Raw genomic sequence first — 10023 nt, forward strand, 5'->3', positions numbered from 1 at the left:
TCTACCACTGAGCTATTCCCGCTTAGGAAGACGTGCATTATAGGCACTTAATATTTTCTGTCAACCCTTATCTACCAACACTGGCAAGGCTGCTTTCAAGTAGCTGATCATTGAGGTCAAAGTGAGTAATGCGGCTATGTATAACAAGCCTACACCGATTTCAAAAACAGGTAATCCAAACAGCGGTTTATAGAATATCAGGCAACCAATAGCGACCATTTGAAATGTGGTTTTCCATTTGCCGATAGAAGAAACCTGAACTACATGGCGGGCACCAATTTCAGCCATCCATTCGCGTAATGCGGAAATTGTGATTTCACGAAATACGATGACAATCACCGGAAGCAGAATAAACCATACTGGTGATTTGAAAAGAATCAGCAATAACGCCACCACCACAATTAATTTATCTGCGACAGGATCAATAAACGCTCCAAAGGGCGAGGTGAGGTTCATCCTTCGAGCCAAATAGCCATCCAGCCAATCCGTGATACCCGCCAGCACAAAGACAATGGTGGCCCACAAAGGAGCATAGGTACTGGGAAGAAAATACAGTACCACCAGAACAGGTATTAAAAGCACCCTGAGCAGACTGAGTAAGTTAGGTATATTCAGCATAAATCGTTTCGTTATAAGCTATAGATAACGCTTATGTTAGCACTATGACGTGTTTAATTGTCCGGATGGAACATATCGTAAATTTTTTGTGCCAAAGCAGCACTGATTCCATCCACCCTCTGTAGATCTTCAACCCCTGCCCGTTTTACTTCCTGAAGGCCGCCAAATTGCTGCAATAATTTTTGTCTCCGCTTGGGTCCTAATCCGGCAATATCTTCCAAGGTTGAGCTTTTACGGGCTTTGGCACGGCGTTGACGATGACCGGTAATGGCAAAACGGTGCGCTTCATCCCGAACTTGCTGAAGTAAATGTAATGCGGGTGAATCTGCAGATAAGGTCACTTCGCCAGCCCGACCGACCAGAAATAACGTTTCTTCACCTGGTTTACGTGCAGGACCTTTAGCGATACCTAAGATAGGAAGATCACTTAAATTCAGCTCAGCCAGCACTTCCTGCGCTTCTTTAATCTGTCCCTTACCACCATCAATCAACAGTAAATCCGGTCGTTTTCCTTCACCGTTATTCAATCGGGTAAATCGACGACTCAATGCCTGATGCATGGCGGCATAATCATCGCCACCGGTAATGCCTTCGATATTGAATTTACGGTAATCGCTTTTAATTGCGCCTTCCAGGCCAAATACCACGCAGGAAGCTACCGTGCGCTCGCCACTGGTGTGACTGATATCGAAACACTCAATACGTTTGGGCATTTCATCCAGCTCTAATACATCCTGCAGAATTTCAAAACGCTGCAATAAATTGGAGCGACTGCTGATACGCTGGGTAAGACTGATATCGGCATTGGTCATCGCCATCTGCAACCAACGTGTCGCATGGCCACGTTGCGGCTTACGCAGGCTGACTTTATGTCCCGATTCGGTTTGCAATACTTCCTGCAACAGCTGTGATTCTTCAACTTCATGACTCAGCAGGATTTCCGCCGGCACGTCTTTACCAAGATAATACTGCGGTATAAAGGCCGCCAGTAATTCTGACTCGGTCAAATCCGACGACCCTTTAGGGAAATAGGATTTGCTACCTAAATTACGTCCACCTCGTACAAAACTGACTTCAACTACTGCTATACCATCTCTAACTATCGCCGCCAGCACATCGGAATCACCTTGCATTGAGCTGACATACTGGCGTTCCTGCACCCTGCGTAAACTGATGATTTTGTCACGGATAAAAGCCGCCTGTTCGAACTGCAGATTCTGTGACGCCGTGTCCATCTGCTGGCTCAACTCATCCATTACCTGCTGGTTTTTACCTTCCAGAAACATAATGGTGTGCTGCACATCTTTTTGATAATCGCTTTCAGAGACTAAATCTACACAGGGCGCAGTACAGCGTTTAATTTGATATTGCAGACAGGGCCGGCTGCGATTTTGATAATAACTGTCTTCGCACTGACGCACCGGAAACAGTTTTTGTAATAGATTCAGGCTTTCCCGAACCGCCCCGGCACTGGGATAAGGACCAAAGTATTTGCCCTTTTTACGCTTGGCGCCGCGATGAACGCTTAAGCGAGGAAATTTATCACCGGATATCAATAAGTATGGGTAGCTTTTATCATCCCGCAATAACACGTTATAGCGAGGCATCAACTCCTTGATCAGATTATTTTCCAGGATCAAGGCTTCGTTTTCAGTATGCGTGACAGTGGTTTCAATCGCCGCGATCTGCGCCACCATCACCTGGGTTTTACTGGTTAAACCGCTGCTGCGAAAGTAACTGCCAACACGTTTTTTGAGGTTTTTCGCCTTGCCGACATAAATGACCGTGCCTTCAGCATCGAGCATACGGTAGACACCAGGACGACTGGTTAGTGATTTTACAAAACTGACCGGATCGAATTGGGATTCTATTGTGGGGTTTTCAGCCTGACTCATTAAATTTCGTAATTAAGAATTATCGTCTTTTCGTGGAGAATATTGGCGCTGATAACATTTATGGGCCTGATAAAAACTGTTAGCAGACAAACCCAGTAAAATTAATCCACCGATTACTGCAGGTACATTTTCGTGATAAAAATAAAACATGGCCAAGGCAGCTAATAACTCAGCAGTGCCAATAACTTTTAATAACACAACATTTTCCGTACGTTTCCCCATGTTCCATCTCCGCTTCGTTGCAAAAATTTTGACTATAGCATTAACACTTATTGTTTGTAAGGACATTATCTTCCTCCGAAATCACGAGTGCTGTGATCGGGCAATTGTGGGAAAATAACGCGCTTTATCATTTCACTATCAGGGTATCACTCTTGCCAGCTAATTTGCTTCAGCCTGTCTTACCAGCATCAGCCAAAGATCAACTTCGTGCCGGACAATTATACGGTAGTGCACAGGGTTTGCTGTTAGCTAAAGCGGCTCAGCAACATAATGGTCCGTTATTAGTGGTCACTGATGATGTTGCCAGCGCCCATCGGCTTGAACTGGAAATTCGTTTTTATCTGGGCGATACCGAGCTGCCAATATTGCATTTCCCGGATTGGGAAACCTTGCCTTACGACAGCTTTTCGCCGCATCAGGATATTGTTTCAGAACGACTGCAGACATTACATCAACTACCCGACTTTAAACGCGGCATTTTACTGGTGCCGATTGCCACCCTAATGCAGCGCATTGCACCGCGAGCATTTCTCGATGGCAACCACCTGGAACTGAAGATTGGCGATCAGTTTGATATTGAACAATGGCGATTGAAACTGGAAAAATCCGGTTACCGGAATGTTGCCCAGGTGATTGAGCACGGTGAGTTTGCGGTTCGCGGTGCGATTATCGATTTGTTTCCAATGGGCAGTCGGCATCCTTACCGTATTGATTTATTTGATGATGAAATTGATACGCTTCGAACCTTTGATCCGGAAACCCAGCGATCCATCGACTCCATTGATCAGATTCAGTTGTTACCTGCACGAGAGTTTCCAGTTAGTGACGACAGTATTGCGTTATTCCGTAAACAATTCCGTCAGTATTTCGATGGGGATCCGCAACGCAGTTTGATTTACCGGGAAGTCAGTGCCGGTAATATGCCGGGCGGTATCGAGTTTTATCTGCCACTATTTTTCGAGCAAACTGCCCGACTCACCGATTATCTGCCGGATAACACGCTGTTAGTACAGCTCAATGACACCTTTAATGCTGCTGAACTGTTCTGGCAGGAAATCCAGATCCGTTACCGTCAGCATAGTGTTGATCCAGAAAGACCATTGTTACCCCCGATCAATGTGTTTGTGCCGGTAGAAGAATTATTCAGTCAGTTCAAACAATGGCAAAGACTGCAATGCCAGAACTTTGAATTGGATGGCTCGGCAGGTAACAGCAACTATGCCACGGTAATGCCACCATCTTTACCGCTGAACTCCAAGCAGGATCGTCCCTGTGAAGCGTTACATCAGTTTATCGATAAATTTTCCGGCCGAATCTTAATCGCTGCCGAATCGGCAGGACGTCGTGAAACCCTGCTGGACCTATTGCGTAAAAACCAGCTGCAGCCCAAAGTCGTCGACAACTGGGATGCGTTTATTAACGAAAATGCTCCGCTATGCATTACCGTGGCTCCACTCGAACAGGGTTTGCTACTGCAAGTTGAAAACATTGCGGTGGTGGCTGAAACCCAGCTGTTCGGCCAACAGGTTATGCAACGCCGACGTCGTAGCCGTAAAAAACGTGACTCCCATGCCATCATCCGAAACCTTGCTGAACTGACCATTGGTGATGCCGTGGTGCATGAAGATCATGGTGTTGGCCGCTATCTGGGTCTGCAAACACTGGATGTTGGTGATGTCGCCACTGAATATGTCACATTGGAATATGCCAAGGGCGACAAGCTCTATGTGCCCGTGGCCTCATTGGATTTAATCAGCCGCTATTCCGGCTCCGCACCTGAACTTGCTCCGTTACATCAACTTGGTACTACGCAATGGACAAAAGCGCGCCGCCGTGCAGCTGAAAAAGTACGTGATGTGGCAGCAGAATTACTCGATATTTATGCCAAACGCGCTGCCAACAAAAAACCGCCGATGCAATCACCCGATGAACAATATGAAGCCTTCTCCGCGGCATTCCCGTTTGAAACTACGCCCGATCAACAGGATGCGATTGATGCGGTGATTGCTGATATGCAATCAGAAACACCGATGGACAGGCTGGTATGTGGTGATGTGGGCTTTGGTAAAACCGAAGTCGCCATGCGCGCCGCATTTTTAGCAGTTCAATCAGGCAAACAGGTCTTGGTCCTGGTGCCCACCACCCTGCTCGCTCAACAGCATTATGAAAACTTCAAAGATCGTTTTGCTGATTGGCCCATGCGCGTTGAAGTTTTGTCCCGTTTCCGCAGTAAGAAACAGCTTGATGATGTTAAATCAGCGATCAGCGAAGGGACTGCCGATATTGTCATTGGTACCCATAAATTATTACAGCAGGATATTGATCCCAAACGACTGGGCTTGTTTATTCTTGATGAAGAACATCGTTTCGGTGTCACACAGAAAGAACAGCTGAAGAAATATCGTGCCCAGATCGATGTCCTCACTTTAACCGCGACACCGATTCCCCGTACCTTGAATATGTCTATCTCCGGCATTCGTGATTTATCGATTATTGCCACAGCACCGGCACGCCGGTTAGCAATCAAAACCTTCGTATTGCAATGGAATGCCGACAAAATACGTGAAGGCATGCTGCGTGAAATCAAACGTGGCGGACAAGTGTACTTTTTGCATAACAAGGTCGAAGACATTGATCGGGTCGCACGCGAACTGGAAACCTTAATGCCTGAAGCGCGCATTGCCGTAGCCCATGGTCAGATGCGTGAACGTGAGCTGGAACAAGTAATGCTCGACTTTTACCATCAGCGTTTTAATGTGCTGGTCTGCACCACCATTATTGAAACTGGTATCGACGTACCAACTGCCAATACTATCTTTATCGACAGAGCCGATAAATTAGGCTTGGCACAGCTTTATCAAATCCGTGGTCGTGTTGGTCGTTCACATCACCGTGCTTATGCATATCTGATTACCCCACCGCAACAGGCCATGACAGCGGATGCTATTAAACGTCTTGAAGCGATTGAATCAATTGAAGACTTGGGGGCAGGCTTTACCCTCGCGACCCACGATATGGAAATTCGTGGTGCCGGTGAATTATTGGGTGATGAGCAAAGCGGCCAGATGCAGGAAATTGGCTTTACCTTATATAACGAACTGCTGGAACGTGCGGTCAATGCATTGAAATCAGGCAAAACGCCGGATCTGGATAATATGGCGCGCCACACAGTGGAAATCGATCTGCATGTGCCCGCATTGATTCCATCCGACTATCTGCCTGATGTGCATACCCGACTGGTGTTATATAAACGCATTGCAGCGGCGGCAGATAAAGAAGCTTTACGCGAACTGCAGGTGGAAATGATTGATCGGTTTGGTTTGTTACCGGAACCAGTACAAACCTTATTTGCTGTACATGAGTTGCGCCTTAAAGCCAAAACCATCGGTATTCGCAAGATTGATGTTTATGATCAAGGGGGTCGTTTGCTGTTTGATAAAGAACCTCAGGTTGAACCGATGACCATCATCCAGTTGATTCAAAAACAACCCTCTCGCTTCAAACTGGATGGTCAGGATAAATTACGCTTTACCGATAACATGCCGGACGCGGAAAGTCGGATCATGGTTATAGATACCCTGCTGGATAACCTGCTTAAACCGGCCGCCTGATGCAACAGGATCGAAATTTCGACGATTTGGCTGAGCGATTTAATGCGCGAATTTATGACACAGCTAAAGGCCAGTTACGATTAGAGATCCTTAAACAGGATTTACAGCAGTTTACCGAGGCAAAACCATTAACAATCTGGGATGCTGGCTGTGGTGCCGGGCAGATGAGTTTATGGTTAGCCGGGTTTGGTCACCAGCTGACATTGTGTGATATCTCTGAAAAACTGTTAAGTCAGGCGCGACAGGAATTTGCTCAGGCAAGACTGGAAGCCAGTTTTCACCATGCCTCTATTCAACAATTGGCGCCGCAACTGGCAGCGTTTGATTTGGTAATTTGTCACGCCGTTGTGGAATGGCTGGCAACTCCCCTGGAAACGCTGAAACAGGTCATGGATCGCGTTAAACCCGGTGGTTATCTCTCATTGATGTTCTATAATCGTAACGCTATGGTTTACAAAAATATCATTCGTGGTGGCTGGAGACTGGAACCAATTCTCAATGATCGCTATATTGGTGTTGGTAACAAGCTCAGCCCACCCAATCCGCAATACCCATTTGAATTGATTCAGTTTTTACAAAATAAGGGTTTTGACATTAAACAACACAGTGGAATCCGCGTGTTTAGTGATTATTTGAACTCTGAGACTCGTCGCCAGACAAATGAACAGGAATTGCTGGCTTTAGAGCAGCAATATTGCCGAATGCCAACCTATCGTGATATGGGACGTTACGTGCATTTACTGGCCGAGAAAAAGTCGCCGGGTTAACCGGGAATACTTCATAATATGCAGCCCAATCAAGCCGAACTTGATAAACGCGTTTTGACTTTATAATCCGTTTTAAGATTTAGGAAAGACATGCTCAAACTAAAACTTCCATTCATCATCCTGGTATCAAGTCTGTTGACCACTGCTTGTATTCAAAACCAGTCACGCCCGACTGTTTCCAATGAACAATTAAAATCCGCACTTAGCGACACTGAATCACGAATGGAAACTCAGGTTCGCCAACAGTGCCAGAAAATCATTGATAACCAGAACAAACACCAGTCTGGGCTACAGTCATTTTCCAAAGAACAACAAATTACCCGTAAACAGCTTGATCAGCTTAATGATCAAGTTGCAGAACTGAATGAAACACTGGCTAAACGTGCCGTTGTTCAGTCAGTACAAGCTATTCAGCCAATGGAAACCAGCAGTTGTCCACCAGCGGCACCCATGACGTTAAATGACAAACTGGTATTGGGCCAAACAGAATGGTTGTGGATTGAAGCCGTAAATCGGGTGTTTCCTGCGCGAGTCGATACAGGCGCCACAACATCATCTTTGACAGCTCAGGATATTATTACTCTGGAGCGTGATGGACAAAAATGGGCGCGTTTCACCATTGTTCCGGAAGAAGGCAGCGACAATAGTTACGAAGTGGAAGCCCCCATTGCCCGCATAGCGAATATTCGCCAGTCCTCGACCAACGAACTTGATAAACGCCCAGTGGTAAGACTGACCATTCGTATTGGTAACATGACGGACACCGCAGAGTTCACCCTGACCGATCGCTCGCATATGAGTTATCCGATTCTGTTGGGTCGTGAATTTTTAAAAGATATCGCGGTGGTGGATGTGGCTAAGAAAAATGTTCAGCCAAAACCCGAAATCCTCAAAGATCGTGCATCGGCGATACCGAAAAAAGCCAAGCAGGCTAACCCTAAAGCATCAGACGAAGAATAAGGATTCATCATGGCATCACGTACGCCTTTTTATATTCTGGTAAGTCTGCTGTTTCTTGCCGGTACTGCGTTAACTCTGCACCGGCATATTGCTTTTGATATTCCGTGGTTTCCCGGTGAGCAAAGACAGACCTGGTCAATTGAAGCCAAGGTAGATTTTGAAGCTGATGGAAATCCGGTAACGGCGCGTTTAGCCATTCCAAATACCCAACCCGGTTTTACACAGCTGAACCAACAGACGGCCAGCCCGGGTTATGGGCTTTCTTTTGTTGAACGTGAAAGTGGTACCTATGCTGAATGGTCAATTCGTGAGGCAACTGGTAACCAGTCTCTGTATTACAAAGTAGATATGCTGGTTGATCCTTTTGCCATTCCAGACGAACAGGTTGTCATTCCAAGCGCTAAACCGAATGTCGAAAAAGAGCCCTATGCTACTGCAGCACAAATGATTCTCGATCGTGCAATAGAACGTTCATCATCCAATTACACGCTGGCTCGGGAGTTAATACATGAGTTTAATAATCAACAACAAACCGCTGAACTGCTGGCACAGGTCAAACCCAGAACAGCCTGGATTTCACAATTGCTACAGGAGGCAGGTGTACCAGCGAGGCGTATCCATGCATTAGAACTTGAGGATGGCCGTCGCCGACAGTCGCTAATTGAATATATTCAGGTGTTTGAGGGGGAAGAATATGACATCTTCAATCCTGAAACAGGTGAGCAGGGTCAAGCGGAAAATATGTTGTTGTGGCAATATCACTCCGGACCGGTACTGGAAGTCATTGGGGCGACAAATGCTCAGGTTTCCTTTTCAATGATCTCTCAGGAACAACCTTTTAATATCGCGTTAAATCAAAAGTTTGCCGATAATGAATGGCTGAATTTCTCGTTATATACACTTCCGCTGGAAGAGCAGGCCATTTTCAAAGGCATTTTGTTGATCCCGGTTGGTGTTTTAATCGTTGTATTAATGCGCATTCTGGTCGGTATCAAAACCTCCGGTACCTTTATGCCGGTATTGATCGCCATGGCGTTTATTCAAACCAGTCTGCTGACCGGTCTGATTGGCTTTTTATTGATTGTCGGTGTGGGACTGATGATTCGCTCCTATTTGTCCTACCTGAATCTATTACTGGTAGCCCGAATATCCGCGGTAATCATCATGGTTATTGGCATGATCGCCATTTTCTCCATCATCGCCTATAAATTTGGCCTGACTGAAGGTATGAAAATCACCTTCTTCCCGATGATCATTCTGGCTTGGACCATTGAGCGTATGTCGATTCTTTGGGAAGAAGAAGGTGCCAAACAAGTCATGATTCAGGGTGGCGGTTCTCTGTTGGTGGCCATTTTGGCTTATATGGCAATGAATCTGGACTGGGTGCGTCACTTGACCTTCAACTTCATGGGAATTCAATTCATCCTGATGGGATTGACCCTGGTGGCAGGAAGTTACACCGGCTATCGTTTACTGGAGTTAAAACGCTTTAAACCGTTAACCAAACTGGACAAATCATGAGCGAGCCAGCAGTAAAAATGAACTGGTTCCAAACCATGCGTGAACGTTACGCGCATCCCGGTGCACTGAGTAAAATCGGTGTATTGGGGATGAACCGTCGTAATGTTTCCTATATTAGCCGTTACAATCCCCGGCATCTTTTTCCATTAGTAGACGATAAGCTTCAGACCAAGGAACTGGCCCTAGAGGCCGGGGTAAAAGTCCCTGATTTAATTGGCGTTATCAGTGAACAGCATGCGGTTAAAGAATTAAGTCAGATTCTGCAGCGCTGTAGTAGCGGATTCTGCATCAAACCAGCCCACGGATCAGGCGGTAAGGGCATCATGGTAATTACTCGTCAGAGTGAAGAAGGTTACCGGAAGTCTAACGGTCAATTTGCCACTATTAGTGATCTGGAACGCCATGTCAGCAATATTCTGGCGGGTCTAT

8 protein-coding genes are annotated in these 10023 nt (G+C 46.2%); 5 read left to right on the forward strand and 3 right to left on the reverse strand.

The window, feature by feature from the left end:
* Positions 1-60: 60 nt before the first annotated feature.
* From pgsA to B3182_RS05735, 3 genes are read right to left on the reverse strand one after another with little or no spacing between them, the layout of a single operon-like run.
* A complete protein-coding gene (gene pgsA / locus B3182_RS05725) occupies positions 61-618 on the reverse strand; it encodes a CDP-diacylglycerol--glycerol-3-phosphate 3-phosphatidyltransferase (RefSeq protein WP_292355778.1) in 558 nt (185 codons plus the stop codon).
* 53 nt (positions 619-671) lie between these two features.
* Positions 672-2513 carry an excinuclease ABC subunit UvrC gene (gene uvrC, locus B3182_RS05730; RefSeq protein ID WP_292355780.1) on the reverse strand — a complete coding sequence of 614 codons (1842 nt, stop codon included), beginning with the start codon at positions 2511-2513 and terminating at the stop codon, positions 672-674.
* Positions 2514-2525: 12 nt separating this feature from the next.
* A complete protein-coding gene (locus B3182_RS05735) occupies positions 2526-2735 on the reverse strand; it encodes a hypothetical protein (protein ID WP_292355782.1) in 210 nt (69 codons plus the stop codon).
* Positions 2736-2887: 152 nt separating this feature from the next.
* Between B3182_RS05735 and mfd the strand changes: the two genes are divergently transcribed.
* The 5 genes from mfd to B3182_RS05760 form a co-directional block, all read left to right on the forward strand.
* On the forward strand, positions 2888-6346 hold the full coding sequence (gene mfd / locus B3182_RS05740; RefSeq protein WP_292751921.1) for a transcription-repair coupling factor: 3459 nt from the start codon (positions 2888-2890) through the stop codon (positions 6344-6346).
* A complete protein-coding gene (locus B3182_RS05745) occupies positions 6346-7113 on the forward strand; it encodes a methyltransferase domain-containing protein (RefSeq protein WP_292355786.1) in 768 nt (255 codons plus the stop codon). The genes mfd and B3182_RS05745 overlap by 1 nt, the downstream gene beginning before the upstream one ends.
* Positions 7114-7203: 90 nt before the next feature.
* Entirely contained in the window at positions 7204-8073 is an 870-nt protein-coding gene (locus tag B3182_RS05750) for an ATP-dependent zinc protease (protein ID WP_292355788.1), read from the forward strand.
* 9 nt (positions 8074-8082) lie between these two features.
* Complete coding sequence (locus tag B3182_RS05755) at positions 8083-9594, forward strand: inactive transglutaminase family protein (protein ID WP_292355790.1); 1512 nt, start codon at positions 8083-8085, stop codon at positions 9592-9594.
* Positions 9591-10023 (forward strand): sugar-transfer associated ATP-grasp domain-containing protein (locus B3182_RS05760; RefSeq protein WP_292751924.1); only part of this gene is annotated, 433 nt, incomplete at its 3' end. The genes B3182_RS05755 and B3182_RS05760, both read left to right, overlap by 4 nt.

The organism is Methylophaga sp. UBA4204 (assembly GCF_002379485.1).
GTDB lineage: Bacteria > Pseudomonadota > Gammaproteobacteria > Nitrosococcales > Methylophagaceae > Methylophaga.

Coding starts and splice junctions, on each gene's coding strand:
- B3182_RS05745 (WP_292355786.1), top strand. CDS start 6,346: ATGCAACAGGATCGAAATTTCGACGATTTGGCTGAGCGATTTAATGCG.
- pgsA (WP_292355778.1), bottom strand. CDS start 618: ATGCTGAATATACCTAACTTACTCAGTCTGCTCAGGGTGCTTTTAATA.
- uvrC (WP_292355780.1), bottom strand. CDS start 2,513: ATGAGTCAGGCTGAAAACCCCACAATAGAATCCCAATTCGATCCGGTC.
- B3182_RS05735 (WP_292355782.1), bottom strand. CDS start 2,735: ATGGGGAAACGTACGGAAAATGTTGTGTTATTAAAAGTTATTGGCACT.
- B3182_RS05755 (WP_292355790.1), top strand. CDS start 8,083: ATGGCATCACGTACGCCTTTTTATATTCTGGTAAGTCTGCTGTTTCTT.
- B3182_RS05750 (WP_292355788.1), top strand. CDS start 7,204: ATGCTCAAACTAAAACTTCCATTCATCATCCTGGTATCAAGTCTGTTG.